We start from the raw sequence: 25,407 nt of genomic DNA, 5'->3' as shown, positions 1-25,407 counted from the left end.
CGCTTTCGCCAGTAGCGAACGGCAACCGGGCATGGCCCCGTGACCCACTTGGCGCGCTGCCTCAGAACAGGTACTGCAGGCCCAGGCTATAGCTGGCCTGATCGCCATCAGCATGCCGCAGGCGTGTGTTGGCTTCGGCATAGACGGCGAACGCCTCGCCGATGGCCAATTGCGTGCCGAGACGCGCGCGGGCGAAGTGCTTGTCGTTTTCCCGACCGTTGCTCACCCGGCGTGCCGAGCCATCGGCCAGGCTGGTCACGGTGAAGTCCTCGCTCATGCCATCGCCCAGCTCCTCGATCCAGGTCAGGCTGGCATAAGGCTGCAGGCGCATCGCACGATCCAGCGCGAAGTTGCCGCGTACCTGCCAGCCGAGGCTCAACTCTGCCGAGTCGAAGCCTTCGTCCTCGAAGCGTAGCGCGGTGCGTTGCGTGGCCCTTTCGCTGAAACCGTCGAGTTTGTAGTGGCGGTAGTCGAGGCCCACCTGCGGGCCGGTACGCCAGTCGCCGAACGGCAGGTCATAGCCGCCCAGCAAGCCTGTGCCCCAGAACGTGGCATCGGTTTCGCCGGCAAGCTTCTGGTCGAGCAGCGCCGGGCCACCGGCATTGCCCTGGATGAACACCGAGCGATCCAGATCGAAGCGAGTACGGCCGGCGCTGAGGTCGGCACTCAGCCACAGCGGCCCGGCGTTGCTCAACAGCGCATACAGGCCAGCCTGCCAGGTATCGCTTGCAACCTTGCCGCCGTGTTGCAGGTCATCCTGGCCGCGGATGACGCTCAGCCCGGCACCGAGGTTCAGCCATTCGCTGAGTTGTGCATCGCCGAACAGGTAGGCAGTGGCCTGGCGGGAACGCTGATCCAGCGAACCGTCGAAGCCGCTACTGGGCTGCCACTGGCCTTCCACCCCGACACCGCCGTCGACGCTGCCGACCTCGCGTGGCATGGCGCGCAGGGTTTGCCTGCGACGTTCCAGCCGTTGCTGGTGGGTCTGCTGCTGGCGCTTCAGGGTGTCTTCCAGGGTGCCGAGCATGGCACCGCCAGATAGCGCCGAATAGCGCAGGTCGGTATTGGTGGCTTCCAGTACCAGGCGCGTCAGCAGGCGCGAGTAGTCACGCAGGCGTTGCGCGATGCGCTCTGCGCCGAAGGCGCCGGTCAGCACGGCCTCATTGTCGAGGGCCGGGTTATGCCAGGTCGCCCCACCGGCAATGGCTGGGTTGGTGGTCTGCTCATAACCGTCGAGGTCGCCGATCTGCCAATTGGTGGCCTCCACGAACAGCACCGCAATACCCAGGCCCTCGAAGCTCTCCGCGTCGCTGCAGCAGCCGGTGCCAGCGGGATAGGCGGCGTTGAGGCCGGGGTTGGTGTGCAGCTCGATGCCCAGCTCCTTGGCAATGCGTAGGGTATGTTCGCGCAGCGCCGCCAGTTCCGCTGTGGCGGCGCTGTCCGAGCCGGCATGGGCATACATCATGTCGCCGGTGATCAGGCTGTCGATGTTGATCATGCCGGTCAGGCGGGCGCGTGACTCGGCATCCAGGGAGGCGACGTAGGCGCGTGAGCCGCGCAGGCCTTCCTCCTCGGCACCGAAACCGATGAAGGTCACGCCATCCTCGAACGACAGGCCGGCCAGGTTGCGGGCGATTTCCGTCAGCACGCCAGCCCCCGAGGCGTTGTCGTCCAGGCCCTGCAGGGTAGGGCGGCCGAAGAAGGTGTCGAAGTGGGCGCCGACCACCAGGTTGTTACCGGTAATACCGGCGGCCTCGACGATCACGTTCTGCGAGCTGCGGTTGCCTGCCCAGGTGAAGTCCTGCCGGTAGCCGTCATAGCCGGACGCCGACAGGCGCTGTTCCATCCAGTCGGTCGCACCCGCGAAACTGGCGGTGCCACGGTAGCGGCCCGGGTAGTCGTTGATCAGCGTGTCGACGGTGCCACCGGCGTACTCGCCGTACTGGTAGGCCGTGGCCAGGGTGGGTAACAGCGTGCCTGCCAGGCCCATACCCAGGATGAGAGGTTTGATCACATCATGCTCCTTATGCTGTTTTTGTGTGGCATTCAGCGCAGAGCAGTATGTGGGCCGGAAATCCGAACCGGTAGGAAAATGCCGCAGTACAGAGGCGCAAGTGTCGCCTGCCTGTAAGTCACGGCGGATACCTGCCGCTGCGGCGCTGGCAGGCGTGAGCAACTATCTGGCAGGCCGGCACTCACTTGGTGCGCACCGGCAGATGGTGGGGCGGATGCGGGTCATCCGCCCGCGGAGTTCAGCGCTTGAGCGTCTTCACGCCTTCTGCGGTGCCGAGCAGCAGCAGGTCGGCCGGGCGGGCGGCGAACAGGCCGTTGGTGACCACGCCGACGATGGCGTTGATGTCCGCCTCCAGTTTCACCGGGTCGGTGATGCTCATGTTGTGCACGTCGAGGATCACGTTGCCGTTGTCGGTCAGCACGCCTTCACGGTACACCGGGTCGCCGCCCAGTTTGACCAGTTGGCGGGCCACATGGCTGCGCGCCATGGGGATCACTTCCACCGGCAGCGGGAATTCGCCGAGCACCGGTACCAGCTTGCTGCCGTCGGCGATGCAGATGAAGGTGCGTGCTACGGCCGCAACGATCTTCTCGCGGGTCAGGGCAGCGCCGCCGCCCTTGATCAGGTGCAGGCGCTCGTCACTCTCGTCGGCGCCGTCGACGTAGAACTCTAGGTCGCTGACGGTATTGAGTTCATACACCGGGATGCCATGGCCCTTGAGGCGCGCGGCGGTGGCTTCGGAGCTGGCCACGGCGCCGTCGAACTCCAGCTTTTGCTTGGCCAGGGCGTCGATGAAGCAGTTGGCGGTGGAGCCGGTGCCGACCCCAATCACGCTCTTGGCGTCGAGCTTGGGAAGGATGAAGTCGACGGCGGCCTGGGCCACGGCTTGTTTGAGCTGATCCTGGGTCATGCGGGTTCCACGAGAAGGAAGGAAACGAGGCCGGGATTATAGCCGGCAAAACCCCGGAATTCGTATGGTCGCTCGGCGGATGGCTAGGTTAGACTCGTCCGTTCCCCTCGAAGCCGCCTGCGATGCCCGCCATGCTCGAACAGTACGTCAAGAAGACCCTGACTTCCCGTGTCTATGACGTTGCCGTGGAAACCCCGCTGCAACCCGCTCGCCAACTTTCCGAACGCCTGGGCAATCAGATTCTGCTCAAGCGCGAGGATCTGCAGCCGGTGTACTCGTTCAAGATTCGTGGCGCTTACAACAAGCTCGCCCAGCTCTCGCCCGAAGAACTGGCCCGCGGCGTGGTCACCGCCTCGGCCGGCAACCATGCCCAGGGCCTGGCGCTGGCCGCCAAGCACATGGGCGTGAAGGCCACCATCGTCATGCCGCGCACCACGCCCGAGCTCAAGGTGCAGGGCGTGCGCTCGCGCGGTGGCAAGGCGGTGTTGCATGGCGATGCCTTCCCCGAGGCCCTGGCCTACTCGCTGAAACTGGTCGAGGAAAAAGGCCTGGTCTACGTGCACCCCTATGATGATCCCCACGTGATCGCCGGCCAGGGCACGGTGGCGATGGAAATTCTTCGCCAGCACCAGGGCCCGCTGCACGCGATCTTCGTACCCGTCGGCGGCGGCGGCCTGATTGCCGGTATCGCCGCCTACGTCAAATACCTGCACCCGGAAATCAAGGTCATTGGCGTCGAGCCGGATGATTCCAACTGCCTGCAGCAGGCACTGGCCGCCGGTGAGCGGGTGGTACTGCCGCAGGTCGGGCTGTTTGCCGACGGCGTGGCCGTGGCGCAGATCGGTCAGCACACCTTCGCGATCTGCAAGGATCATGTCGACGAGGTGATCACCGTCAGTACCGACGAGATCTGCGCGGCGATCAAGGACATCTACGACGATACCCGCTCGATCACCGAGCCCGCCGGCGCCCTGGCGGTGGCCGGCATCAAGAAGTACGTCGAGCGCGAAGGCATTACCGGCAAGACCCTGGTGGGTATCGACTCCGGTGCCAACGTCAACTTCGACCGCCTGCGCCATGTGGCCGAGCGTGCCGAACTGGGCGAGAAGCGCGAAGCGATCATCGCCGTGACCATCCCCGAGAAGCCGGGCAGCTTCAAGGCGTTCTGCGAGGCCATCGGCAAGCGGCAGATCACCGAGTTCAATTACCGCTACCACCAGGATGGCGAGGCGCACATTTTCGTTGGCGTGCAGACTCACCCGGAGAACGACCCGCGCGCGGCGCTGGTGGAAAACCTGCGCGGCCAGGGCTTCCCGGTGCTCGACCTGACCGACAACGAGCTGGCCAAGCTGCATATCCGCCACACCGTGGGCGGCCATGCGGCGGCGGTGCCGAACGAATGCGTGTTCCGCTTCGAATTCCCCGAGCGGCCCGGCGCGCTGTTCAACTTCCTCGACAAGCTGGGCGGGCGCTGGAACATCACCCTGTTCCACTACCGCAACCACGGCGCTGCCGATGGCCGGGTAATGGCTGCCCTGCAAGTGCCGGAAGACGAGCGCCACCTGTTGGCGCCGGCGCTGGACGAGATCGGCTATCCGTATTGGGATGAAACCGACAACCCGGCCTACAAGCTGTTTCTCGGCTAGTCGTTTCGCGTAACTGATCTTCCCGGGTATCGCGCTGCTCCACCCAGGCTACGCAGGTTTTCTATCGGTAGCCTGGCGTTGAGCGCAGCGATACCCAGGGCCTGAATCCATAAAAAACAAAGGAAACACCGTGATGGAGCATTATCTGCTGATCAGAGTCCTCCATGCGCTGCCCGGCATTCTCCTGCTGCTCGGCGTGCTGGCCCACGCCTTCATGCTCTGGAAAGCCTGGCGCGCTGGTGACAAGGCGGTGCTGCAACGCAAATTGCAGCGCACCCGCACCATCAGCCTGCCGGTGTTCGCCGTGCTGGCGCTGAGCCTGCCAATGACCGGCTGGTGGATGGTCAACCTGGCCGGCTGGCCACTGGGCCAGTTGTGGCTGCTGCTGGGCAGCAGCCTGTTTGCCGTGCTGATGATCGTCGGCCTGTTGCTGTTCGGCCGCCTGGGCGCCTGGCAGGCGCAGGCCGACGGCGCGGTGCCGGCCAAGTCGCTGCGCCTGGTGATGGTCTACGCCGCGCTGATCGTGGTGCTGCTGGTGGTGACCATGGCGGTGATGGCCGCCAAACCGATCTGATCACCCGTGCGTTGGTCTGGCCGGGCGTAGCCAGGCCAAGGCCAGTAGCAGGTAGATCAACGAGCCTCCCCAGTACAGCCAGGCGAAGCCGTTGTTCAACCCGATCAACAAGTAGGCAAATAGTGGGCCCAGCGCGGCGCCGAGATCCTGGGCTATCGAGTAACGCGTCATGAAAGCGACCACGTTGCCGGTACTGGCGACATCGCTGGCGAGTGCGTCCGAGAGCGTGGTCAGTGCAGTCGCCAGCAACATCACCACGACGGTCACGGCAATCCAGGCTGCCAATGGCAGGCCGCTGGCCATCAGGCCAAAGCTCGCCGCGGCGCCCGCCAGTGTCCATCCGTAGAGCCGTGAGCGACCTCCTGGGCGATCGGACCAGGCGCCGACACGCTTGCCCAACCAGGGTTCCCAGGACCAGCGCAGCGCTTGCAGGAAGCCGGACAGCGCGGTGGCGCCGAGCAGCAGGCCGAATAAATCGAGTTCGTTGCCGTAGAAATGGGCGATCAGGGCACTCAGCGTTGCGGCCAGTACACCCTGAATCAACAAGGCGACGCTAAAACCGTTGATCAGGACTGCGTGGACCCCGGTCGCCGGCCCCGCGCCATGTGCGGTGATGGTGCTTTTTGCAGGTGCGATCTGTTGGGCGCCGTACCCGGCTGGCAGGTGAAAATAGCGCAGCAGCAGCGGCAGGCCCAGCAGGGCCATGGCGGTAAAACTCAATGCCAGCGCGGGTAATCCGTAGAGCGGAACCAGCAGTCCGCCAAGTAGCATCCCCGCGAGGCTGCCAAGCCGATAGAGGCCGTTGTACAGGCCCATTGCCTGGCCTCGCGACTGGCCGTTCGAGCAGTAGACCACCGCCGACAGACCACCAATGCGAAAGAATGACCAGCCGACCCCCCAGGCTGCGCGCAATACAAGCCAGGCGATAAAGCCTTGGGCGATACCATAGCCCAGGGTCGTGGTCGCACCGATTGCGGTGGCCAGCAGCAATCCCGTGCGCAGGCTGATGCGCTGGTAAAGCCAGCCGATCATTGGGTTGAACGGTAGACGAATCAGCCGGTTTACCGACAGCAGTACACCAACCTGCCAGAGCGCATCGAGGCCCACGTCGCGCCAGTAGACCGGTAGCGCGATATACAGCATGGAGTCGCCAGCCAGGCAAAGCGCTGTAGCCAGCGCGACGACCACGAGTGGCCGCGAGGCCGGCTGATCGACGGTGTGCGGCATGAAGCTCCTGAGGCGCTTTGGGGCCTGTTTGAGGTCGATACTCGGCGCGTCAGTCGCGCAGCGACATGATCGGCCAGTTGCGGTCCTCTGCCTCGGCCATCAGCTTGGGATCCGGGTCGACGGCAACCGGATAGCTGACCTGCTCGAGCAGCGGCAGGTCGTTCATCGAGTCGCTGTAGAAGGTCGAGCGTTCCAGGGTGAAGCCGTTTTCCTGCATCCAGCGGTTGAGGCGGGTGACTTTGCCTTCCTTGAAGCAGGGCACGTCGGTGGTGCGCCCGGTGTAGCGGCCGTCGACCATTTCGCATTCGGTGGCCAGCAGGGTGTCGACGCCCAGCCGTGCCGCGATTGGCGCCGTCACGAAGCGGTTGGTGGCGGTGATGATCACCAGCTTGTCGCCAGCGGCGCGGTGCCTGTCGAGCAGCGCCAGGGCCTTGGGCAGAATGATCGGTTCGATGCAGTCGGCCATGAATTCGCGGTGCCAGGCATCGAGCTGGGCCATCTCGGTGCGGCCGAAGATATCCAGGGTGAAGTTCAGGTAGTCGGTGATGTTCAGGCGCCCGGCCAGGTAGTCCTGGTAGAAGGCATCGTTGCGCGCCTTGTAGGTGGCGCCGTCGAGGATCCCGCGTTCGCACAGCCAGTCGCCCCAGGCATGGTCGCTGTCGCCGCCAAGCAGGGTGTTGTCGAGATCGAATAAAGCCAAGCGCACGGAATCACCTCTTCATACAGGGCCAGGGAGGCGGCCAGAATAGCGGCTTTGCCGGCCTGGGGAAAACCGCGCGACGGGCCGCCGCGCCGTACCACCCGAGCGCGTTGCCGCTGTCGCGAGCTTTATGGAACAATGCGGTGACATGCGTTTACGAGGTTGTGTGCCGTGATCGATCCTGATGGTTTTCGCCCCAACGTCGGCATCATTCTCACCAATGATGTTGGCCAGGTGCTTTGGGCGCGTCGAATTAACCAGGATGCCTGGCAGTTCCCGCAAGGCGGTATCAACGACCGCGAGTCGCCGGAAGAAGCGTTGTACCGCGAACTGAACGAAGAAGTGGGCCTGGAAGAGCAGGACGTGAAAATTCTCGCCTGCACCCGGGGCTGGTTGAGGTATCGTCTGCCGCAGCGCCTGGTGCGCACCCACAGCCAGCCGCTGTGCATCGGCCAGAAACAGAAGTGGTTCCTGCTGCGCCTGACCTCCGACGAGCAACGGGTGCGTATGGACCTGACCGGCAAGCCGGAGTTCGACGGCTGGCGCTGGGTCAGTTATTGGTATCCGTTGGGGCAGGTGGTTACATTCAAGCGCGAAGTCTACCGTCGCGCACTCAAGGAACTCGCACCGCGCCTGTTGGCGCGGGATTAGGCAGGTCAGCATGCTCAACACGCTGCGCAAGATCGTCCAGGAAGTGAATGCCGCCAAGGATCTCAAGGCGGCGCTGGGCATCATCGTGCAGCGCGTCAAGGAGACCATGGGCACCCAGGTGTGCTCGGTCTACCTGCTTGACCCGGAGACCAACCGTTTCGTGCTGATGGCCACCGACGGCCTCAACAAACGCTCGATCGGCAAGGTCAGCATGGCCCCCAACGAGGGCCTGGTCGGCCTGGTCGGCACCCGCGAAGAGCCGCTGAACCTCGAAAACGCCTCCGAACACCCCCGTTACCGCTACTTCGCCGAAACCGGCGAGGAGCGCTATGCCTCCTTCCTCGGCTCACCGATCATCCACCACCGTCGGGTGATGGGCGTGCTCGTGGTGCAGCAGAAGGAGCGCCGCCAGTTCGACGAAGGCGAGGAAGCCTTCCTGGTCACCATGAGCGCCCAGCTCGCCGGGGTTATTGCCCATGCCGAGGCCACCGGTTCGATCCGTGGCCTGGGCAAGCAGGGCAAGGGCATCCAGGAGGCCAAGTTCATCGGCGTGCCGGGCTCGCCCGGTGCGGCGGTGGGTACCGCCGTGGTGGTGCTGCCGCCGGCTGATCTTGAGGTGGTGCCGGACAAGAGCATCGACGACATCGATGCCGAGTTGAAACTGTTCCAGAGCGCCCTGGAGGGTGTGCGCGCCGACATGCGCAACCTCTCCGAGCGCATGGCGACCCAGCTGCGCCCGGAAGAGCGTGCGCTGTTCGACGTCTACCAGATGATGCTCGAAGACGCGGCCCTCGGTAACGAGGTGGTCAATGTCATCAAGACCGGCCAGTGGGCCCAGGGCGCCCTGCGCCACGTGGTCAGCGAGCACATCAACCGTTTCGAACTGATGGACGACGCCTACCTGCGCGAGCGCGCCTCGGATGTCCGTGACCTGGGCCGTCGCCTGCTCGCCTACCTGCAGCAGGCCCGTCAGCAGACCCTGGTGTATCCGGACAACTGCATCCTGGTCGCCGAGGAACTGTCGCCGGCCATGCTCGGCGAGGTGCCGGAAGGCAAGCTGGTCGGCCTGGTGTCGGTGCAGGGCTCGGGCAACTCCCACGTGGCGATCTTCGCCCGGGCCATGGGCATTCCCACGGTGATGGGCGCGGTCGAGCTGCCGTACTCGAAGATCGACGGCATCCAGCTGATCGTCGATGGCTACCACGGCGAGGTGTTCACCAACCCCAGCGAGATCCTGCGCAAGCAGTATGCCGAGGTGGTCGAGGAAGACCGCCAGCTCACCAAGGGCCTCGACGCCCTGCGCGCGCTGCCCTGCGAGACGCTCGACGGCCACCACATGCCGCTGTGGGTCAACACCGGCCTGCTCGCCGATGTGGTGCGCGCCCAGGAGCGCGGTGCCGAGGGCGTTGGCCTGTACCGCACCGAAGTGCCGTTCATGATCAAGGACCGCTTCCCCAGCGAGAAGGAACAGCTGGCCATCTACCGCGAACAGCTGGCCGCCTTCCATCCGCTGCCGGTGACCATGCGCACCCTGGACGTCGGCGGCGACAAGGGCTTGAGCTACTTCCCGATCAAGGAAGAGAACCCCTTCCTGGGCTGGCGCGGCATCCGCGTGACCCTCGACCACCCGGAAATCTTCCTGGTGCAGGTGCGCGCCATGCTCAAGGCCAGCGAGGGCCTGAACAACCTGCGCATCCTGCTGCCGATGATTTCCGGCATCCAGGAGCTGGAAGAATCCCTGCACCTGATCCATCGCGCCTGGGGCGAGGTGCGCGACGAAGGCACCGATGTGCCGCTGCCGCCGATCGGGGTGATGATCGAGATTCCCGCGGCGGTCTACCAGACCCGTGACCTGGCCCGCCAGGTGGACTTCCTGTCCGTGGGCTCCAACGACCTGACCCAGTACCTGCTGGCGGTGGACCGCAATAACCCGCGGGTGGCCGACCTCTACGACTTCCTGCATCCAGCCGTGCTGCAGGCGCTGACCAAGGTGGTCGAGGACTCCCACGCCGAAGGCAAGCCGGTGAGCATCTGCGGCGAGATGGCCGGCGACCCCAGCGCGGCCGTGCTGCTGATGGCGATGGGCTTCGACAGCCTGTCGATGAACGCCACCAACCTGCCCAAGGTGAAGTGGCTGCTGCGCCAGATCAGCCTGAGCAAGGCCAAGGAGCTGCTTGGCCAGGCCATGCGCATCGACAACCCGCAGGTTATCCACAGCACCCTGCAACTGGCCCTGCGCAATCTGGGCCTGGGCCGGATGATCAACCCGGCGTCGGGGATTCAGGCGTAGCGGCTAGACCAGTCGCTTAGCGCTGTGGGAGCGCGCCATGCGCGCGACAGTGTCGCCGGCATGGGGCTCTGTCCCCTCGCACAAACCGGGTCACGCCGAGTCTAGCGCTCGAAGCGCACCTCACCAACCGATGTCCCTTCAGGGCCGAAACTGCGCTCGATAATCCGCCGCCTTCCATCGGCGTAGGTGTACAGCAGGGTACTGGCGCGGGTGCCATAGCTCGGGCTGGCGATAAATACGCTACCGAGCAGGCGCTCCAGATCCAGGCCCACGCCGGTATCCGGCAGCGCCGCGTCGTCAGGCCTTCCGGGGTCAGCCAGCAGCGCGAATAGCGACGCTTCATCGGCTGTCTCGAGGGCATCGGCGAGTGCAGCCTTGGCCTGCTGCAGTTTTGGCCACGGCGTATCCCGGTCGGCATTGGAAACACCATGGATACCGGGCGGTAGCGCCTGGGCCTGGCCGCTGTGCGAATTGAAATGCCACAGCACCTGGCTATCGCCGACCAGCAGGTTGAAGCCGCTGTATTCCGCCGCCTCGCGGCGCAGCTCGTTCAGAAAAACTTCGGGGCTCTGGTTTGCCTGCAGAAAGCGCAGCGCCAGCTCGCCGCGTGAGCGTGAGCCCTGCGCAGCCCGCGGGTCACGGATATTGGTGAGGGCGGCAAAGCGGCCAGCGCGGCCGATGCCCAGCCAGGTGCCGCCAGCCTGCAGGTCGCGCCCGGCGATCAGGCCGGGCATCTGCGGCCACTCGGCCATGGCGGCGGTCGGTCGGGCATGGAACTCATCGCGATTGGCGGCGACCAGTAGCGGCAGGGCGTGGCCGGGGCGCCAGGCGAGAACGATCAGGCACATGCTTATTGCAGCCTGCTGCGCACGCCATCGGCGTCGAGGATTTCGCCAACATGCAAGGCGGCCTTGCGCGCCCCTGCGCCCATGCCGAGCTCCATCAGAATGCGCTGTTCGACCTGGGAAAGGCCGCCTTCCAGCCGCTCCAGCGGCTGGATCAACAGCTTGGGTGCGGCATTGAGAAAGGCCAGGCGCTTGGGCATCAGGCTCTGCACCGCCGCCTTGATCATGCGGTCGGCGATACTGAACTCGGCCACCAGCAGGCGTTGATTGCTGAAGGGCGGGTCAGCCTCGAGTATTGCTACACGAGCGCTTTCCAGGTGGGTGAGGTGCAAATGGTTGCAGGCGATGCGCAGGTAAAAGGTATTGGCCACGGTGCAACTCGCTTGCTTGGGGAGCCTTCACTCTACGCAAAGCATCCCGTGGCATCCATCGCCAAAAGTAGAGGCTGCGGGCTGCTTCCGTTACCATGCCGCATCGCTTCGCAGAGCACAGCATGATCTTCCTTCTCTACATACTGCTCGGTGCCGCCGCAGGCCTGCTGGCCGGGCTGTTTGGCGTCGGTGGCGGCATGATCATCGTGCCGGTACTGATCTTCGCCTTCACGGCTCAGGGCTTCGACGCCTCGGTGCTGACCCATATGGCGGTAGGCACCTCGCTGGCGACCATTCTGTTCACCTCGATCAACGCCGTGCGTGAGCACCATAGCCGCGGCGCGGTACGCTGGGGGCTGTTCATCTGGCTGACCGTGGGTATCGTGCTGGGCTCGGCACTTGGCGCGCTGACGGCCGAGTCCATCGACGGCCTGGTGCTGCAGAAGATCATTGGTGTGTTCGCCCTGTGCGTGGCGCTGCAGCTGGCGCTGGACCTCAAGCCCAAGGCCAGCCGCGAGGTGCCGGGCAAGGCCGGGCTGAGTGCGGCCGGTGGCGTGATCGGCTGGGCTTCGGCGATCATCGGCATTGGCGGTGGTTCGCTGACCGTACCCTTCCTGACCTGGCGTGGTGTGTCCGTGCAGCAGGCGGTGGCGACCTCGTCGGCCTGTGGCTGGCCGATCGCCGCCGCCGGCGCCCTGAGTTATCTGTGGCTGGGCTGGGGCGACGCGCGTCTACCGGACTGGAGCCTGGGTTATGTGTACCTGCCGGCGCTGCTGGGCATCGCGCTGACCAGTGTGTTCTTCGCGCGCACCGGTGCGCGACTGGCCCATCGCCTGTCGCCGCGGGTGCTCAAGCGCCTGTTCGCGCTGTTGCTGTTTATCGTCGGCCTGAATTTTCTGTTGTGAGGAATCCTGATGCTGCCTTACCCGAATATTGACCCGGTCGCCCTCGACCTGGGCTTCCTGCAGATTCACTGGTACGGCCTGATGTATCTGGTCGGCATCGGTGGTGCCTGGTTCCTTGCCTCGCGGCGCCTGCACGCCTTCGACCCGACCTGGAGCAAGGAGAAACTCTCCGACCTGGTGTTCTGGGTGGCGATGGGCGTGATCGTCGGCGGTCGTCTGGGCTATGTGCTGTTCTACGACCTGCCGGCCTATATCGCCAACCCGCTGTTGATTCTCGAAGTGTGGAAGGGCGGCATGTCGTTCCACGGCGGCCTGATCGGCGTGATGCTGGCCACCCTGTGGTTCGCCAGGCGCAACGGCAAGAGCTTCTTCGAACTGATGGATTTCATCGCCCCGCTGGTGCCGATCGGCCTGGGCGCCGGGCGTATCGGCAACTTCATCAATGCCGAGCTGTGGGGCAAGGTTACCGACGTGCCCTGGGCCATGGTCTTCCCGACCGGCGGGCCGGAGCCGCGCCACCCCTCGCAGCTGTACCAGTTCGCCCTGGAAGGCGTGGCACTGTTCGTCATCCTGTGGGTCTACTCGCGCAAACCGCGCCCGACCATGGCGGTCTCCGGCCTGTTCGCGGTGTGCTACGGCATCTTCCGCTTCATCGTCGAGTTCGTCCGCGTGCCGGACGCCCAGCTCGGTTACCTGGCGTGGGGCTGGCTGACCATGGGCCAGGTGCTGTGCGTGCCGATGATCCTCGCCGGCCTGGGCCTGATGGTCTACGCCTACAAGCGCCAACCGGTAGCGGAGGTGGCACGATGAAACAGTACCTCGACCTGATGCGCCAGGTGCGCGACAACGGCACCTTCAAGCCAGACCGTACCGGCACCGGCACCTACAGCGTGTTCGCCCACCAGATGCGCTTCGACCTGGCTGACGGCTTCCCCCTGGTGACCACCAAGAAGTGCCACCTCAAGTCGATCATTCACGAATTGCTGTGGTTCCTGCAGGGCGACACCAACATCAAGTACCTGAAGGACAACGGCGTACGCATCTGGGACGAGTGGGCCGACGAGAACGGCGACCTCGGCCCGGTGTACGGCTACCAGTGGCGCAACTGGCCGGCGCCGAACGGCGAGTCGGTCGACCAGATCAGCAAGCTGATCGAGATGATCAAGAAGAACCCGGACTCGCGCCGCCTGATCGTCTCGGCCTGGAACCCGGCGCTGGTCGAGCAGATGGCCCTGCCGCCATGCCACGCGCTGTTCCAGTTCTACGTGGCCGACGGCAAGCTGAGCTGCCAGTTGTACCAGCGCTCGGCCGATATCTTCCTCGGCGTGCCGTTCAACATCGCCAGCTATGCGCTGCTGACGCTGATGGTCGCGCAGGTCTGTGGCCTGCAGCCGGGCGAGTTCATCTGGACCGGCGGCGACTGCCACCTGTACGCCAACCACCTGGAGCAGGCCGACCTGCAGCTGACCCGCGAGCCGCTGCCGCTGCCGACCATGAAGCTCAACCCCGAGGTGAAGGACCTGTTCGCCTTCAGGTTCGAGGACTTCGAACTGGTCGGCTACCAGGCGCACCCGCATATCAAGGCGCCGGTGGCGGTTTGAGCTTGTTCCTGGGTATCGCTGCGCTCAACCGCAGGCTACGCAAAGCAAAACCGTAGCCTGGGTTAGCCGAAGGCGTAACCCGGGGATCAAGCGCTCACTTTCCTAGCGAAAAACGCTCGGCGATTTCCTCGACGAGCTCGCTCGGCCCGCTGAGCTTCCACTCGAACCAGTTATCCCACTCCAGCCTCAGCTCATCCAGGCCCCGGCGCAGCCGGTAGCTGTCGTAATCGATACCCTTGTCGAACGCCATCGGGCTGTACTGGGCGACCTGCCGCCAGCCGTCGGCCTTGAGGCTGTCCAGAATCCGGTTGCCGACCTCGGTGTCGATATTCTCCAGGGTGAGGTGAGCAGCCGTATCCGCCGGCTGCCGCTCAAGGCGACGGCGTTCCAGCCAATGGCGAAGTCTGGTTATCCGCCCACTCATAGTGATTGCCCCTTGCCCAGCCCCTCGGCCAGGTGGTCGATCAGCACCCGCAGTTTGGGCGGCAGGTGGCGGGTCGGGTGGTAGAGAATCCATGCGGTGCCCTGGTAGGAGCCGGTGTAGCGCCATTGCGGCAACACCCGCAGCAGCTCGCCGCTGGCCAGTGCCGCCGCGGCGGTGAAGTGCGGCAGGCAGGTGATGCCCAGGTGGCCGAGCGCGGCGTTGAGGCGCACTTCGCTGTGGTTGCTGGCGAAGCGGCCGCTGACCGGCACCACGCATTGCTCCGGCCCGTTGCTGAAATGCCAGCGGTGGTCGTCCGGCGTTTCGTCCAGGTACAGGCAGGCATGGCGCACCAGCTCGCTGGGGTGTTGGGGTGTGCCATGACGCTGCAGGTAGGTGGGGCTGGCGCACAACAGCTGCTGGACATTGCACAGCGGCCGACCGGCCAGGGTTGGCGGCGGTTGGTCGGTGATGCTCACCAGCAGGTCGAACTGCTCGCTGATCAGATCCGGGCTGCGGTCGCTGAGGTTGAGGCTGACGTCCACCTCCGGGTAGCGCTGCAGAAAATCCTCAATCAGCGGCATCACCAGAAAGCGCCCGAAGGCTTTGGGCACGCTCAGGCGCACTCGGCCGCGCGGTTGGCTCATCAGCCGTTCACCGACATCCAGGGCAGCCTGGGCGGCGTCGAGCATGTCCTTGCAGCGCTCGAACACTTCGCTGCCGGCTTCGCTCAGGCGCAGGCGCCGCGTGGTGCGCTCCAGCAGGCGAATGCCAAGTGCCTGCTCGAGATGGGCGATCTGCCGGCTCACCGCCGACGCCGTGCTGCCCTGCTGGCGGGCCGCGGCAGAGAAGCTGCCGGTCTCGACCACGCGCACGAAGATGGCCAGATAGGGAAGCAGTTGTGGTGTGAGATTCGTGCGCATGGGGAACAGGTCTTGTTCGGGGTTGGTGGATTATCACGCCGAGGGACGCAATGGACAATGCGCTCCTTACCGATCGCAGGAAGTACCCCCTATGTCCACCCTGGTTAGCCGTTCCCCTTCGCGCCTGCTGCAGGCCAGTGATGTGCTGTTGCTGCTGGTCGCCATGGTCTGGGGCACCAGTTACGGTGTGGCCAAGGAAGCCCTGGTGTTCTACCCGGTGCTGGGCTTTCTCGCCGTGCGCTTCTGCCTGACTTTCTTGATCCTGCTGCCGCAGCTGCGCGGAGCGGGGCGCCAGGCCTGGGCGCCGGGGATTCCGCTCGGCGGCGTGATGCTGGCGATCTTCCTGTGCGAAACCTATGGCGTGCTGCACACCTCGGCCAGCAACGCGGCATTCCTGATCAGCCTGTGCGTGGTCATCACGCCCTTCGTGGAATGGTTGATGTTCGACCGCAGGCCTGACTCGCGCTTGCTGCCGGCGGTTGCGCTGTCGTTGTTCGGCACCTGGCTGCTCAGCGGCGGCGTCGACCTGCAATTCAACCTCGGCGACGGCCTGATGCTGATGGCAGCGCTGTTGCGCGCCGTGCTGGTATGCCTGACCGGGCGGCTGACCGCCCATACCCAGGTACCGGCCCTGGCGCTGACCGCGGTGCAGACCGGGGTGATCGGTATTGGCTGCCTACTGCTCGGCGTGATCGTTCTGCCGGGCGGCCTGCCGGCCCTGCCGACAGCGCCGGCGTTCTGGATCGGCACCCTGTACCTGGTGCTGTTCGCCACCCTGTTCGCGTTCTTCGTGCAGAACTACGCACTGCGCCGCAGCAGCCCGACCCGGGTGTCGCTGTTGATGGGCAGCGAACCGCTGTTCGGTGCGCTGTTCGCGGTACTCTGGCTCAGCGAGCAACTGAGCGTGCAGGCGTGGATCGGTGGCTTGCTGATCGTCGCGGCGACGCTGTGGACGAGCCTGCTCAGGCGTTGAGTTGTGGTGGTTATTTCGTGGTGGAAGGATGAAGCGTCTTCCACCCTACAGGGCGATACCCACAAATTGTCGCGCGCATGGCGCGCTCCCACAGTTAAACGCCATTGCCAGGATGCAGGTGGATGGCCAACCACAGCGCGCCGTCGCTGGTGCGTTCCACGCGGTGCGGTGTGCCGGCGGGCAGGAACAGGTGATCGCCGGCGGTGAGCTCGAGCGCTTCGCCAGCCACCGTCATGCGCGCCTCGCCGCGGGCCAGCAGTACCCATTCATCCTGCTCCTGCACATAGTCCACTGACTCGATACGTGACGAGCTGAGGATCCGTTCGATCTGCAGGTTGCGATGGCTCAGCAGGGTGTCGAAGCGCTCGCCCTGGGCGGGCGGCTCGCTGGCGTGGAACAGGTTGGCAACGGGCATGTTCGAGGCTCGCGGTCAGGGGTCAGCGGCGGCCGGGTTTGGGCGCGCCAGCGACCAGCAGGTGGTGGTGTTCGCGGCAATAAAGCTCTTCGTACCAGCCGTAGTGCGGGTCGTTGCAGTGGCCATGTTGCACCGACGGCGGTAGTTGGCTCAGGTCGCTCTTGAAGTCCTCGCGCAGGGCGGCGAACAGCGAGTCCGGCTGTGGCCAGCCGGCGCGATGGGGCGCCTGGCCGAGGCTGTTGCCCAAGCGCAGCTCGCGCTCGAGGACGGCGGCCAGTTCGCTGCACAGGCTCATTTCGCGCTCGGCGCCGCATCGATTTCCCTGGCCAAACGCTCGACCTGTTCCAGCCGCTCGACCTGATCGAGACGCGCGCCGGGGTTCAGGGACGACCATTCCGGCCGGGCCCGGGCGATACGCAGCGCGCCCGGTAGCTTGCCTTCGCGCCACTGGGTTTCTTGCAGGGCATCGAGGCGCACCGCTTCCACCGCCGCGTGGCCGCGATTATCCAGGGCCTGCAGCAGGTGTTGCTGGCGCAGCGCGAGCAGGCGCAACACGGCATCGTCGACGGTCAGTTCACGCTGGCCCTGCAGCTTGCCCTTGATGCGCGAGCCATAGTTGCGCAGGGTCTGCGCACCGCCACCGAGCAGCGCGCCGGCCAGCGCTGCGGTGCCCAGGGTCAGGCCGCCGACCAGCAGGTCGACGCCCGCCCCGGCGGCTGCCCCGGCTGCGGCGCCGCCGCCCAGGCGAATGCCCAGTTGCTTGATGGTTTCCGGGTTGAACAGGTCATCGCCCCAGCGGCCGTCGAGCAGGGGCAGGTCGTCGGCGCGGGCATCTTCGCGGCGGAAGGCATACAGGCGCAGCAGCGCTTCCACGCAGCGCTGTTCACGCTGGCGCACCTCGGCGCGCAACTCCTCGATGGCGCTTTTTTCCAACTCAGGCTGGTTGGCGACGCTGCGCCGGCAGGCGGCGCAGTCGACCAGCAGCTCGGCGATCAGGCGCTTGGCGCTGCGGTGGCGGGCCACGCGCTGGGCTTCGTGGTCGTCGATCAGGCGTTGCAGTTGCGGACGCGATTTCTCGTGCATCAGCGCCAGGCTCTCGTACAGCCGGCGCTCACCATCGAGCGGCGGCGCCACGCTGTCGAAACGCACCAGGGCGTGCAGCCCCAAGCGCGCCAGGGCCTCGCGCCAGTCGTCTTCACGGTGATTGGCGCTGGCCACGAAGTTCATTACCGGCAGCAGCGGTCGGCCACACATGGCCAGCACGTTCAGCTCGTCACGGTACTTGGCCAGCACCGGCTCGCGGGCGTCGATCACGTACAGGCCGGCGTCCGAGGCCTGCAACTGACGCAGCACCTTGGCTTCCTGCTCGAAGCGCTGGCGCGCCTCGCTGCCTTCCATGAAGCGCGCCAGCCGCGCCGGGCCGTCGAGGCGCTCGCCGGGGCGATCCAGCCTGTCGAGGTAGTCGAGCAGGGCAATGGCATCCTCCAGGCCCGGCGTGTCGTACAGCTCCAGCAGCGCCTGACCGTCCACCGACAGGCGCGCGCCTTCGACGTGGCGGGTGGTGCTGGGGCGATGGGACACCTCGCCAAAGCCGACGTCACGGGTCAGGGTGCGCAGCAGCGAGGTCTTGCCGACGTTGGTGTGGCCGACCACGGCGAGCTTCAACGGCTGGCTCATGGGCGATAACCCCCGGCAAACGGCCCATTCGCGCGACGGTTGGTATCAGTCATGGCCAGTCTCCAGCCAGGTCAGGGGCGAGCTTTCGCGGTGGGCCAGTTGCAGTTCGTCCAGCGCCCTGTGCCAGTCGCCAAGGCGCTCGCTGTCGAGGGTTTCCCCCTGGGGCGGCTGCAGCAGCCAGATACGGGTTGCGCCGGCGCAACGGGCCAGCTCGGCGAGCAGCGCCAGGCTGCCGCGGTCCGGTGAGCGCCGCGGGTCACAGGCGATGGCCAGGCGCGCGGGCGGAAAACGGGTGAGTTGGTCGAGTAATTGGCGGCGCTGCTCGCGGCTGTCGATGATCCCGGCGTCGGCTACCGACTTGGGCAGCACCGGCGGCCAGGGGCGCCGGTCATCCAGCTCGATGGCGACCAGCAGTGCGCCGCTGCTGGTGTCGACGCCAGCAGCGGCCTGCACCTGATAAAGCTGCGCCGGCTCGGCGTCGCATACGCCCAGGCGTTCGCTGTTGGGCTGCAGGCGCTCGCGCAGCAGGTCGTAACCGGGCAGGTCGACATCCAGCTGCAACGTGGCAACGCCAGCGCGCCAGCGCCACAGGCACAGCAGCCCCAGTAACAGGCGTGGCAGTACCCCGTAGAGCACCAGCACGCCGATCAGCCAGCCGGCCCAGGCATGGCGAGCGGCCTCCAGGGGCAGCGGGCTGTCGCCGCTGGCGCGGATGGTGGCGGCATCGGGTACCGGAAAGCCGAGCAGGCCAGGCAGCGCGCCCAAGGCCTGGGTGAGGGCAACGAAGGTGTCGCCGCCGAGCAGGGTGGTTTCCCAGACGAAGCCGTAGCGGCGGGTGGACAGCAGCGCCAGCAGCATCAGCAGCGCGGTGCTCAGCGCCACCAGCCAGAGGCCGTGCACGGCCATGCCGACCAGCCAGCGATTGAGGCGCTGGCGGCGCAGCAGCAGCACCAGCGCAGGGCCGGTGTGCAGCGCGCTGGCGTCGCGGGCCAGCTTCTCGCTGAGCCACAGCCACAGGCGCCCGAGCACCGCACCATGGCCGCCGCCAAACAGCAGGCCGAGCAGCCAGCCGAGCAGCATCAGAAGATGCAGGCCGAGCAGGCTGCCCAGGGCCCAGAACACGTTGACCGGCGTTTGCCCGTCGCCCAGGGCGGCTACCGCCAGGCCGGCGCCGCTGGCCAGGGCCAGCAGGCCGAGCAGCAGCAGGGCCAGGCGCGCACCCTGTAGCCAGTGGCGCTGCGCCTGCACCTGGCCATCGCGTTCGGCCAGGTGCAGGGCACGCTGTTCGATGCGGGTGGCCAGGTCGCCGCCGACTGCCTGGGCACGGCGGTTGGCTTCACTGTCTTCGAGCAGGCCGGCATGTTCTTCGCGCAGGCGCACGGCCTCGCAGAGCCAGAGGCGTTGCAGCTTGGGTAGTGGCACGCGATCTCCCGGTGAGTGTCAGTCTCCGGGAGCATACCCGCTGCGTGGTGAATGACAACAGCTCGCAGCTAGGGTCTGTTGCCGTTTCAACGCGAGCCGCGTTGTCGCGAGAAATCTCGCCAGGCTAGGCGGAGGACGCAGGTAATGGTTGTTCCCTTGCCAAGTCCTCCAACGACGCATGGCGAGATTTCCCGCACAACCCGAAGGGCCGGGCCCGTTTTGTCGCGACGCTGCGTTTCTCGCCGGCTCATTTAGCCCACTAAACTTCGCGGCTCGTGCCTTGCCTCGCGTCAAAACGGGCTCCGGCGCGGCCGTGCGTGAAACGGCAACAGACCCTAGTGTGCGGCAGCGTTGCGCAGGCGCACGGCGATATCCGGCTGGTCGATGAACAGCCCATCGATGCCGGTGGCCAGGAAGGCGCGCAGCTCGGCGTCGATATCGCCACGCGCGGCCGGGTCGCTGCCACGCTGCAGATTGATGGGCAGGAACTGATTCTCGGCGCGGAAGGTGTAGGGGTGCACCAGCAGGCCGGCGGCGTGGGCGTCGGCGACGAAGCGCGTCGGCTCGCCCAGGCTGCCGTCCGCTTTGCGCGGGATCACGTAGCCCTTGTCCGGGCCGACGCCGTTGGCGTACTGGGCGACCGCCTTCAGCCCGGCGGGCGTGGCCATCTGTTCATAGGTCAGCGGGTTGCCCAGCTCGACCTGATCCTGGGGCTGGCCCTTGCCGTACAGTTGCACCAGGCGCAGCGAACTGAGCTGGCGCAGTGCTTTCAGGTTGCTCACTTCGAACGACTGCAGATACACCGGCGCCTTGGCGTCGGCATAGCCGTTGCGGGCCAGGGTCTCGACCAGGGGCTTTTCCATGGCCAGGCCGAGTTGCTGGAAGTGTGCGGGGTGCTTGGTTTCGATATACAGGCCGATCTCGCGGCCCTGGCTGACCTGCAGCGCCTTTACCAGGTCGATGATTTCCTGCAGGGTCGGGATCTCGAACTGGCCATCCAGGCGGGTGTTCCCCGGACGGACGTCGGGAATCCGCTCGATGGCGCGCAGGCGTTTCAGCTCGGCGGCGGTGAAGTCCTCGCTGAACCAGCCGTCCAGCTCGACGCCGTCGATGGTGGCCTTGCGTTTGCGGTCGGCGAACTCCGGATGTTTGGCCACGTCGGTGGTCAGGCCCAGCTCGTTATCGTGGCGGGCGAACAGCTGGCCGTCCTTGCTCATCACCAGGTCGGGCTCGATATAGTCGGCGCCCTGCAGCACCGCGACCGCGTAGGCGGCGAGGGTGTGCTCGGGCAGGTAACCGCTGGCGCCGCGGTGGGCGATGATCAGCGGTTTGCCGTCGTCGGCACCTTTGGCCGCGGGGGCTTCGCGGGTTTCGGCATTCGCCGTGAAGGGCAGGGCGAACAGGGCGCTGAGCAGTAATGCGCGGGCCTGGTGGATCGGCATGGATATCTCTCCTGAGCGGCTTTAGGGCGTCTCTGAAAACGTAGGTGGTTGTTAGCGGTGGCCTAAGCCTGCACCGAAAAATATGGCGTGACGATGACAGCGCGGCAAGTCATGCGAGCCCATGGCGGGCTCTGCTATGCTCGGCGCCATGACGAATCGACTCCCCCTCTGCCTGATCGCTGCCCTCGCCGAAAACCGTGTGATTGGCCGCGACAATCAACTGCCCTGGCACCTGCCGGCCGACCTCAAGCACTTCAAGGCCAAGACCCTCGGCAAGCCGATCATCATGGGCCGCAAGACCTGGGATTCCCTGGGCCGCCCGTTGCCAGGCCGTCTCAACCTGGTGGTCAGCCGCCAGGCCGGCCTCACCCTCGACGGCGCCGAAGTGTTCACCACGGTCGAGGCGGCCCACCAGCGCGCCGAGGCCTGGGCCCGCGAGCAGGGCGTCGACGAAGTGATGCTGATCGGCGGCGCCCAGCTCTATGAGCAGGCGCTGCCGGTTGCCGATCGCCTGTACCTGACCCGCGTGGCGCTGCAGCCTGAAGGCGATGCCTGGTTTCCGGCGTTCGACGCAGCGCAGTGGCAGCGCGTCGAGTGCGACGAGCAGCCGGCTACCGAGTCGGCACCTGCGCACAGCTTCGAGACCTGGGCGCGCCGCTAGCTCGCCATCACGCTGGCGGTCAGGCGCGTTTCGGCGCCTCGCTGCGCTCTGCCACTTGATCGCGGTCATCGATGAATTCGGTGCGCGGTGAGCCGTCGGCGTTGAGCTGGAATACCTGGCTGGGCTGGCCCCTGGCGTTGAACAGCACCTGGCCGAGGCCGGCCGAGTTCCACAGCCGTTCGCCCGACTTGCTGTGCTTGGGAATGTGCGGGAAGACCTGCATGCGGCGGCGTTTGGTCAGCCAGTTGAGCGGTGACCAGGGCGCATACAGCCAGCGGTTGAGGCGGTCGAAGACGTCCAGCAGGCGGCGTGGAAATTCGTTCTTCACGCCGCTGCTGGTGATCTGCCAGATGGTCGGCCCATTGCGCCGTTGGCGTACCTTGACCTCGTAGAAGAACGAATAGTGCACGTCGCCGGAGAGCACCACGTAGTCCCTTGGCGTGCGCGAGTGGCGGAAGATGTTCATCATCACGCTGGCGGCGCCGCGATGGGCCATCCAGTTTTCCGCATCGACCATCAGCGGATGGCCGGCCCAGCTGAATACCCGCTGCACCGCTTCGATCAACTTGACGCCGAACATTGGCGCCGGCGAGACGATGATGGCACTCGGATGATCGAGCAGGTTCTGCTGCAGTTCGCTGAGCGCTTCCCAGTCGAGCAGGCCCGACGGGCGCTTGAGGTTACGCTCGCTGCGCCAGCGCCGGGTGCGTGTGTCGAGCACCAATAGTGCCGGGCTGCTCGGCAGTACGTAGTGCCAGTGCTGGAAGCGCATCAGCTCGTCGATCAGTTGATCCTGGGCCGCACTGCCGAAACCGTCGCCCTGCGCCTGCTCGCACAGGGCGTGAACATCGGCCAGCGGTTCGGCGAAGGCATCGGGATTGTTGCCCCAGCCCTGGCACAGCAGGTAGCCGATCAGCGCGTTGCCGATGATGCGCTTGGAGAAGGGGTGGCCGTAGGCGGTTTCCTCCCACTGGGCCGACAGGTTCCAGTCATCGGTGATGTCATGGTCATCGAAGATCATCAGGTTCGGCAGGTGCGCCAGCACCCGTGCCACATCACCCAGGCTGGCGACGAACGCGGTGATGCAGGCGCGTTCGCGGTCATAGCGCTGGGCATCCTCGGCACTCAGCTCGGGCACTTCGCGGTCGAGCAGCAACCAGGGCGTGGGCGACCACACCAGCAGGTACATGGCCAGCACTTCGGCCAGGGTGACCAGGTGGTTGTCGGCATTGCTGCTGGTGAAGATGGGCTTTTCGCTGCCGCCGAAGAAGCGCTCGCGCAGGGTTTCGTTGCTCTTCAGCGCAGGCAGCAGGTCGGCGCGGTGGTAGTAGCTGGCGGGGTGGCCATAGAGATCGGCGCTGTCATCGACCACCGCGCCTTCGAGCCTCTCGTGGTACAGGCCCAGGCGCTCGATCAGCTGGTGGATGGCGCGCAGCATCGGCCCGGCGACATCGTCGACGTACACCTGATCGCCGCTGTGCAGCAACACGGCCGGCCGCTCGGACGCCGCGTGAGGCGCGGCCAGCAGGCGGTCGGCGCACAGCAGGCCATCCTTGGACGGGTGATGCGGCTTGCGGCAGGAGCCGTGCAGTAGATGATCGATGCGCGAGCGCAGCACGAAGTTGGGCCGCGTCGCGCCGTCGTACAGCAGGTGCGCGGCCCAGTCGGCGATGCCCTGCTGGCCGTCGATCAGCAGGTCGTAGGCGATCAGCTCATCCTGCGGCAGGGGCGTGTCGAGGTGCAGGTCGATCAGGTGGATGACCGCACGTTCACCAACCACCAGGCGCTGGCAGGCGTCGTCGTCCAGCGGGTGATCGGATTCGGCCCTGTCGCCCGGCGCCAGGCGCAAGGTCAGCTGCAGTGGGCGGCTGGCGACCAGCCAGAGCACCAGGCGGTCGGGCTCCAGGCGGCGCAGTAGCGGGCCGGCGAGTACGCTGGGCAGGTCGATGGGGTCAGAATCTGGCAACGGCATCCCGGAGAGTTCGCGGCCGCTGGCGCAGCCAGCCGGCCTGTGGTTCGGAGAATGACTAAGGACATGGCGCTAGGCCATTGGTTCGGTTGTCACAAAAGCTTCATACCTCAATGTGCGGCCTTGCGCAGTGCGTCCAGGTCGAGAATCTCGATCTCGCCGTAGGTCAGCTTGACGATACCCCGCGCCTGCAACTCCTTGAGCACGCCATTGGCGGTCTGCCGGGAGATCGCCAGCATGGCCGCCAATTGCTCCTGGGACAGGTGGATGATGCGCCGTGGGCCCTGGCTTTCGCCATAGTCTTCGGCGATCAGCAGCAGGCGTCGCGCCAGGCGTTGTGCGGCGGGCAGCAGGCTGATCTCTTCGAGTGCGATAAAGGCCAGGCGCACCTTGTGAGCCATCAGCAGGGCGAGGTCGCGCCAGTAGGCGGGATGCGTATCGAGCAGGTTCAGCAGGCCCGCCTGGGGCACGTGCAGCAGGCTGCTGGCGCCTTCGGCAACCGCGTCGTGGGTACGCGGCTGGCCGTCGAACAGGGCGATTTCCCCGAACCAGTGCGGCGCTTCCACCAGCACCAGCAGCGCCTCCTTGCCGTCGGCATCCACACTGCCGACGCGCATCGCGCCGTTGAGCACGGCGTACAGCCCGCTGGGCGCGTCGCCGCGGCTGAACAGGCGCTGCCCGGCCTCCAGGTTCAGCCGTCGGCCCTGGCTCAGCAGCGCCTGCTGCAAGGGCGCCGGCAACACGGCGAACCATTGGCCCTGAAGCAGGGTGTCGCGCAGATCGGTCATGGGGATTCCGCTTTGTCGGCTAGCTGACAGTGCTGCTGCGCAAGCCGCGCCATGATGAGGCGGTACGCACCCCGAGAGGATAACAACAATGAAAACCCTGGTGGATCACCTCGCCCAATACGCGGCCTACCACCGCGACCGGCGCAATATCGTCACCCACTTCGTGGGTATCCCGATGATCGTGTTGGCCGTCACCCTGCTGCTGTCGCGCCCGGGAGTTGTTGTGGGCGGCCTGTGGCTGTCGCCGGCGACCCTGGCTGCGCTGCTCAGCACGCTGTTCTACCTGCGCCTGGACCTTCGTTTCGGGGCGGTGATGGGCGCCTTGCTGGGCTTGTGCCTGTGGTTCAGCGCCGGGCTGGCGATGGCCGGTACGACGCTGTGGCTGAGCATGGGGCTGGGGCTGTTCGTGGTCGGTTGGGTCATCCAGTTCATCGGGCACTTCTACGAAGGCCGCAAGCCGGCGTTCGTCGACGACCTGACCGGGCTGATCATCGGGCCGCTGTTCGTGGTCGCCGAAGCAGCCTTCCTTCTTGGCTTGCGCCAGGAGGTCGAGCACGAGGTGGTGCAGCGCGCCGGGCCGACCTGCATTCGCGAACGCGAGACGGCGTGATGTGTTGATCGTTATCTCGGCGTGATTAGCCCGTAGGGTGGACAACGCTCTTTTTGTCCACCATTGCGATGGTGATGCGGTGGACGGATCGGGCCGCGCAGGCAAGCGTCGTCCACCCTACAAGGGGCCGCTTTCGTACATTGCAGCCTCTAGAACCCGCCGCGCAGCGCCAGGTCGGCGCCGAGCAGCAGCAGGCCGATAAAGAACCAGCGCTTTGATCGTTCCTCACGCTCCGCGTGGGAATGCCTGCGGGGACGCTCTGCGTCCGCTGTTGCAGGCAACACGGCGCAGAGCGCCTGGGCCTTAGCTACCACGCTGGAGCGTGGGAGCCATCGTAAAAGCAGACATTGCTGTTTTACCTGTGGGAACGGG

At 65.9% G+C, this 25,407-nt stretch carries 25 protein-coding genes and 1 pseudogene; 10 read left to right on the top strand and 16 right to left on the bottom strand.

Annotated features, from left to right (window positions below):
* Positions 1–61 precede the first annotated feature (61 nt).
* Complete coding sequence (locus QYS36_RS07990; RefSeq protein ID WP_374990430.1) at positions 62–2,014, bottom strand: autotransporter domain-containing protein; 1,953 nt, start codon at positions 2,012–2,014, stop codon at positions 62–64.
* Positions 2,015–2,252: 238 nt separating this feature from the next.
* The gene (gene rpiA / locus QYS36_RS07985) at positions 2,253–2,924 is read right to left on the bottom strand and encodes a ribose-5-phosphate isomerase RpiA (protein ID WP_308838978.1); all 672 of its coding nucleotides are present in this window, start codon (positions 2,922–2,924) and stop codon (positions 2,253–2,255) included.
* A 131-nt stretch (positions 2,925–3,055) separates the two neighbouring features.
* Here rpiA and ilvA point away from each other — a divergent pair, with 131 nt between their 5' ends.
* Entirely contained in the window at positions 3,056–4,570 is a 1,515-nt protein-coding gene (gene ilvA, locus QYS36_RS07980; RefSeq protein ID WP_308838977.1) for a threonine ammonia-lyase, biosynthetic, read from the top strand.
* Between the two features lie 133 nt (positions 4,571–4,703).
* Positions 4,704–5,144, top strand: coding sequence for a DUF2269 family protein (locus QYS36_RS07975; protein ID WP_308839257.1), 441 nt, complete (start codon positions 4,704–4,706; stop codon positions 5,142–5,144).
* On the opposite strand, the gene QYS36_RS07970 is transcribed toward QYS36_RS07975, so the two are convergent.
* Together QYS36_RS07970 and QYS36_RS07965 are read right to left on the bottom strand one after the other, a co-directional pair.
* Entirely contained in the window at positions 5,145–6,371 is a 1,227-nt protein-coding gene (locus tag QYS36_RS07970) for an MFS transporter (RefSeq protein ID WP_308838976.1), read from the bottom strand.
* Between the two features lie 49 nt (positions 6,372–6,420).
* Positions 6,421–7,077: an HAD family hydrolase gene (locus tag QYS36_RS07965; RefSeq protein ID WP_308838975.1), complete on the bottom strand. Its 657-nt coding sequence runs from the start codon at positions 7,075–7,077 to the stop codon at positions 6,421–6,423.
* Positions 7,078–7,242: 165 nt separating this feature from the next.
* Between QYS36_RS07965 and QYS36_RS07960 the strand changes: the two genes are divergently transcribed.
* Together QYS36_RS07960 and ptsP are read left to right on the top strand one after the other, a co-directional pair.
* Positions 7,243–7,722, top strand: coding sequence for an RNA pyrophosphohydrolase (locus QYS36_RS07960; protein WP_013793353.1), 480 nt, complete (start codon positions 7,243–7,245; stop codon positions 7,720–7,722).
* A 10-nt stretch (positions 7,723–7,732) separates the two neighbouring features.
* Positions 7,733–10,012 carry a phosphoenolpyruvate--protein phosphotransferase gene (gene ptsP, locus QYS36_RS07955; RefSeq protein ID WP_308838974.1) on the top strand — a complete coding sequence of 760 codons (2,280 nt, stop codon included), beginning with the start codon at positions 7,733–7,735 and terminating at the stop codon, positions 10,010–10,012.
* A 101-nt stretch (positions 10,013–10,113) separates the two neighbouring features.
* Here the strand turns inward: ptsP and QYS36_RS07950 are convergent, their stop codons facing one another.
* Positions 10,114–10,860 carry an NRDE family protein gene (locus QYS36_RS07950; protein WP_308838973.1) on the bottom strand — a complete coding sequence of 249 codons (747 nt, stop codon included), beginning with the start codon at positions 10,858–10,860 and terminating at the stop codon, positions 10,114–10,116.
* A gap of 2 nt (positions 10,861–10,862) precedes the next feature.
* Positions 10,863–11,228, bottom strand: coding sequence for a hypothetical protein (locus QYS36_RS07945; protein WP_308838972.1), 366 nt, complete (start codon positions 11,226–11,228; stop codon positions 10,863–10,865).
* 122 nt (positions 11,229–11,350) lie between these two features.
* Here QYS36_RS07945 and QYS36_RS07940 point away from each other — a divergent pair, with 122 nt between their 5' ends.
* Genes QYS36_RS07940 through QYS36_RS07930 form a run of 3 tightly spaced genes read left to right on the top strand, consistent with a single transcriptional unit; the run spans position 11,351 to position 13,734 of the window.
* On the top strand, positions 11,351–12,133 hold the full coding sequence (locus QYS36_RS07940) for a sulfite exporter TauE/SafE family protein (RefSeq protein WP_308838971.1): 783 nt from the start codon (positions 11,351–11,353) through the stop codon (positions 12,131–12,133).
* Between the two features lie 9 nt (positions 12,134–12,142).
* Entirely contained in the window at positions 12,143–12,943 is an 801-nt protein-coding gene (lgt, locus tag QYS36_RS07935; protein ID WP_308838970.1) for a prolipoprotein diacylglyceryl transferase, read from the top strand.
* Entirely contained in the window at positions 12,940–13,734 is a 795-nt protein-coding gene (locus tag QYS36_RS07930; RefSeq protein ID WP_308838969.1) for a thymidylate synthase, read from the top strand. The genes lgt and QYS36_RS07930 overlap by 4 nt, the downstream gene beginning before the upstream one ends.
* 94 nt (positions 13,735–13,828) lie before the next feature.
* Here the strand turns inward: QYS36_RS07930 and QYS36_RS07925 are convergent, their stop codons facing one another.
* Together QYS36_RS07925 and QYS36_RS07920 are read right to left on the bottom strand one after the other, a co-directional pair.
* Positions 13,829–14,158, bottom strand: coding sequence for a hypothetical protein (locus tag QYS36_RS07925; RefSeq protein ID WP_308838968.1), 330 nt, complete (start codon positions 14,156–14,158; stop codon positions 13,829–13,831).
* Positions 14,155–15,078 carry a LysR family transcriptional regulator gene (locus QYS36_RS07920; RefSeq protein ID WP_308838967.1) on the bottom strand — a complete coding sequence of 308 codons (924 nt, stop codon included), beginning with the start codon at positions 15,076–15,078 and terminating at the stop codon, positions 14,155–14,157. The genes QYS36_RS07925 and QYS36_RS07920 overlap by 4 nt, the downstream gene beginning before the upstream one ends.
* 91 nt (positions 15,079–15,169) lie before the next feature.
* Here QYS36_RS07920 and QYS36_RS07915 point away from each other — a divergent pair, with 91 nt between their 5' ends.
* Positions 15,170–16,051, top strand: a complete 882-nt coding sequence (locus tag QYS36_RS07915; RefSeq protein WP_308838966.1) for a DMT family transporter — start codon at positions 15,170–15,172, stop codon at positions 16,049–16,051.
* 94 nt (positions 16,052–16,145) lie between these two features.
* On the opposite strand, the gene QYS36_RS07910 is transcribed toward QYS36_RS07915, so the two are convergent.
* The 5 genes from QYS36_RS07910 to QYS36_RS07890 form a co-directional block, all read right to left on the bottom strand.
* Positions 16,146–16,466, bottom strand: a complete 321-nt coding sequence (locus tag QYS36_RS07910) for a cupin domain-containing protein (protein ID WP_308838965.1) — start codon at positions 16,464–16,466, stop codon at positions 16,146–16,148.
* A 22-nt stretch (positions 16,467–16,488) separates the two neighbouring features.
* A complete protein-coding gene (locus tag QYS36_RS07905) occupies positions 16,489–16,761 on the bottom strand; it encodes a hypothetical protein (RefSeq protein ID WP_308838964.1) in 273 nt (90 codons plus the stop codon).
* Positions 16,758–18,143: a GTPase/DUF3482 domain-containing protein gene (locus tag QYS36_RS07900; protein WP_308838963.1), complete on the bottom strand. Its 1,386-nt coding sequence runs from the start codon at positions 18,141–18,143 to the stop codon at positions 16,758–16,760. Before QYS36_RS07900 ends, QYS36_RS07905 begins: the two co-directional genes overlap by 4 nt.
* A gap of 45 nt (positions 18,144–18,188) precedes the next feature.
* Positions 18,189–19,565, bottom strand: coding sequence for a DUF2868 domain-containing protein (locus QYS36_RS07895; RefSeq protein ID WP_308838962.1), 1,377 nt, complete (start codon positions 19,563–19,565; stop codon positions 18,189–18,191).
* A 335-nt stretch (positions 19,566–19,900) separates the two neighbouring features.
* Positions 19,901–21,007 (bottom strand): glycerophosphodiester phosphodiesterase, encoded by a 1,107-nt coding sequence (locus tag QYS36_RS07890; protein WP_308838961.1) that lies wholly within the window; start codon positions 21,005–21,007, stop codon positions 19,901–19,903.
* 136 nt (positions 21,008–21,143) lie between these two features.
* On the opposite strand from QYS36_RS07890, the gene QYS36_RS07885 reads away from it, so the two are divergent.
* Positions 21,144–21,668: a dihydrofolate reductase gene (locus QYS36_RS07885; RefSeq protein ID WP_308839256.1), complete on the top strand. Its 525-nt coding sequence runs from the start codon at positions 21,144–21,146 to the stop codon at positions 21,666–21,668.
* 19 nt (positions 21,669–21,687) lie between these two features.
* Here QYS36_RS07885 and QYS36_RS07880 read toward each other — a convergent pair whose 3' ends face one another.
* Both QYS36_RS07880 and QYS36_RS07875 read right to left on the bottom strand, forming a co-directional pair.
* On the bottom strand, positions 21,688–23,640 hold the full coding sequence (locus QYS36_RS07880; protein ID WP_308838960.1) for an alkaline phosphatase family protein: 1,953 nt from the start codon (positions 23,638–23,640) through the stop codon (positions 21,688–21,690).
* Positions 23,641–23,747: 107 nt separating this feature from the next.
* Complete coding sequence (locus tag QYS36_RS07875; RefSeq protein WP_308838959.1) at positions 23,748–24,425, bottom strand: Crp/Fnr family transcriptional regulator; 678 nt, start codon at positions 24,423–24,425, stop codon at positions 23,748–23,750.
* Between the two features lie 88 nt (positions 24,426–24,513).
* Between QYS36_RS07875 and QYS36_RS07870 the strand changes: the two genes are divergently transcribed.
* Complete coding sequence (locus tag QYS36_RS07870) at positions 24,514–25,035, top strand: Mpo1-like protein (RefSeq protein WP_308838958.1); 522 nt, start codon at positions 24,514–24,516, stop codon at positions 25,033–25,035.
* Between the two features lie 149 nt (positions 25,036–25,184).
* On the opposite strand, the pseudogene QYS36_RS07865 reads toward QYS36_RS07870, so the two are convergent.
* A pseudogene (locus QYS36_RS07865) lies at positions 25,185–25,407 on the bottom strand (hypothetical protein); the annotation flags it as partial.

Source organism: Pseudomonas sp. G34 (genome assembly GCF_031119625.1).
GTDB lineage: Bacteria > Pseudomonadota > Gammaproteobacteria > Pseudomonadales > Pseudomonadaceae > Aquipseudomonas.
Note: the sequence above shows the minus strand (reverse complement) of the source record. Positions and strands in the feature narration are given on the sequence as shown.

Bases quoted from the DNA above. Each gene is read 5' to 3' on its own strand.
- rpiA (WP_308838978.1), bottom strand. From the start codon at position 2,924: ATGACCCAGGATCAGCTCAAACAAGCCGTGGCCCAGGCCGCCGTCGAC.
- ilvA (WP_308838977.1), top strand. From the start codon at position 3,056: ATGCTCGAACAGTACGTCAAGAAGACCCTGACTTCCCGTGTCTATGAC.
- QYS36_RS07975 (WP_308839257.1), top strand. From the start codon at position 4,704: ATGGAGCATTATCTGCTGATCAGAGTCCTCCATGCGCTGCCCGGCATT.
- QYS36_RS07970 (WP_308838976.1), bottom strand. From the start codon at position 6,371: ATGCCGCACACCGTCGATCAGCCGGCCTCGCGGCCACTCGTGGTCGTC.
- ptsP (WP_308838974.1), top strand. From the start codon at position 7,733: ATGCTCAACACGCTGCGCAAGATCGTCCAGGAAGTGAATGCCGCCAAG.
- QYS36_RS07950 (WP_308838973.1), bottom strand. From the start codon at position 10,860: ATGTGCCTGATCGTTCTCGCCTGGCGCCCCGGCCACGCCCTGCCGCTA.
- QYS36_RS07940 (WP_308838971.1), top strand. From the start codon at position 11,351: ATGATCTTCCTTCTCTACATACTGCTCGGTGCCGCCGCAGGCCTGCTG.
- lgt (WP_308838970.1), top strand. From the start codon at position 12,143: ATGCTGCCTTACCCGAATATTGACCCGGTCGCCCTCGACCTGGGCTTC.
- QYS36_RS07930 (WP_308838969.1), top strand. From the start codon at position 12,940: ATGAAACAGTACCTCGACCTGATGCGCCAGGTGCGCGACAACGGCACC.
- QYS36_RS07925 (WP_308838968.1), bottom strand. From the start codon at position 14,158: ATGAGTGGGCGGATAACCAGACTTCGCCATTGGCTGGAACGCCGTCGC.
- QYS36_RS07920 (WP_308838967.1), bottom strand. From the start codon at position 15,078: ATGCGCACGAATCTCACACCACAACTGCTTCCCTATCTGGCCATCTTC.
- QYS36_RS07915 (WP_308838966.1), top strand. From the start codon at position 15,170: ATGTCCACCCTGGTTAGCCGTTCCCCTTCGCGCCTGCTGCAGGCCAGT.
- QYS36_RS07910 (WP_308838965.1), bottom strand. From the start codon at position 16,466: ATGCCCGTTGCCAACCTGTTCCACGCCAGCGAGCCGCCCGCCCAGGGC.
- QYS36_RS07905 (WP_308838964.1), bottom strand. From the start codon at position 16,761: ATGAGCCTGTGCAGCGAACTGGCCGCCGTCCTCGAGCGCGAGCTGCGC.
- QYS36_RS07900 (WP_308838963.1), bottom strand. From the start codon at position 18,143: ATGAGCCAGCCGTTGAAGCTCGCCGTGGTCGGCCACACCAACGTCGGC.
- QYS36_RS07890 (WP_308838961.1), bottom strand. From the start codon at position 21,007: ATGCCGATCCACCAGGCCCGCGCATTACTGCTCAGCGCCCTGTTCGCC.
- QYS36_RS07885 (WP_308839256.1), top strand. From the start codon at position 21,144: ATGCTCGGCGCCATGACGAATCGACTCCCCCTCTGCCTGATCGCTGCC.
- QYS36_RS07880 (WP_308838960.1), bottom strand. From the start codon at position 23,640: ATGCCGTTGCCAGATTCTGACCCCATCGACCTGCCCAGCGTACTCGCC.
- QYS36_RS07875 (WP_308838959.1), bottom strand. From the start codon at position 24,425: ATGACCGATCTGCGCGACACCCTGCTTCAGGGCCAATGGTTCGCCGTG.
- QYS36_RS07870 (WP_308838958.1), top strand. From the start codon at position 24,514: ATGAAAACCCTGGTGGATCACCTCGCCCAATACGCGGCCTACCACCGC.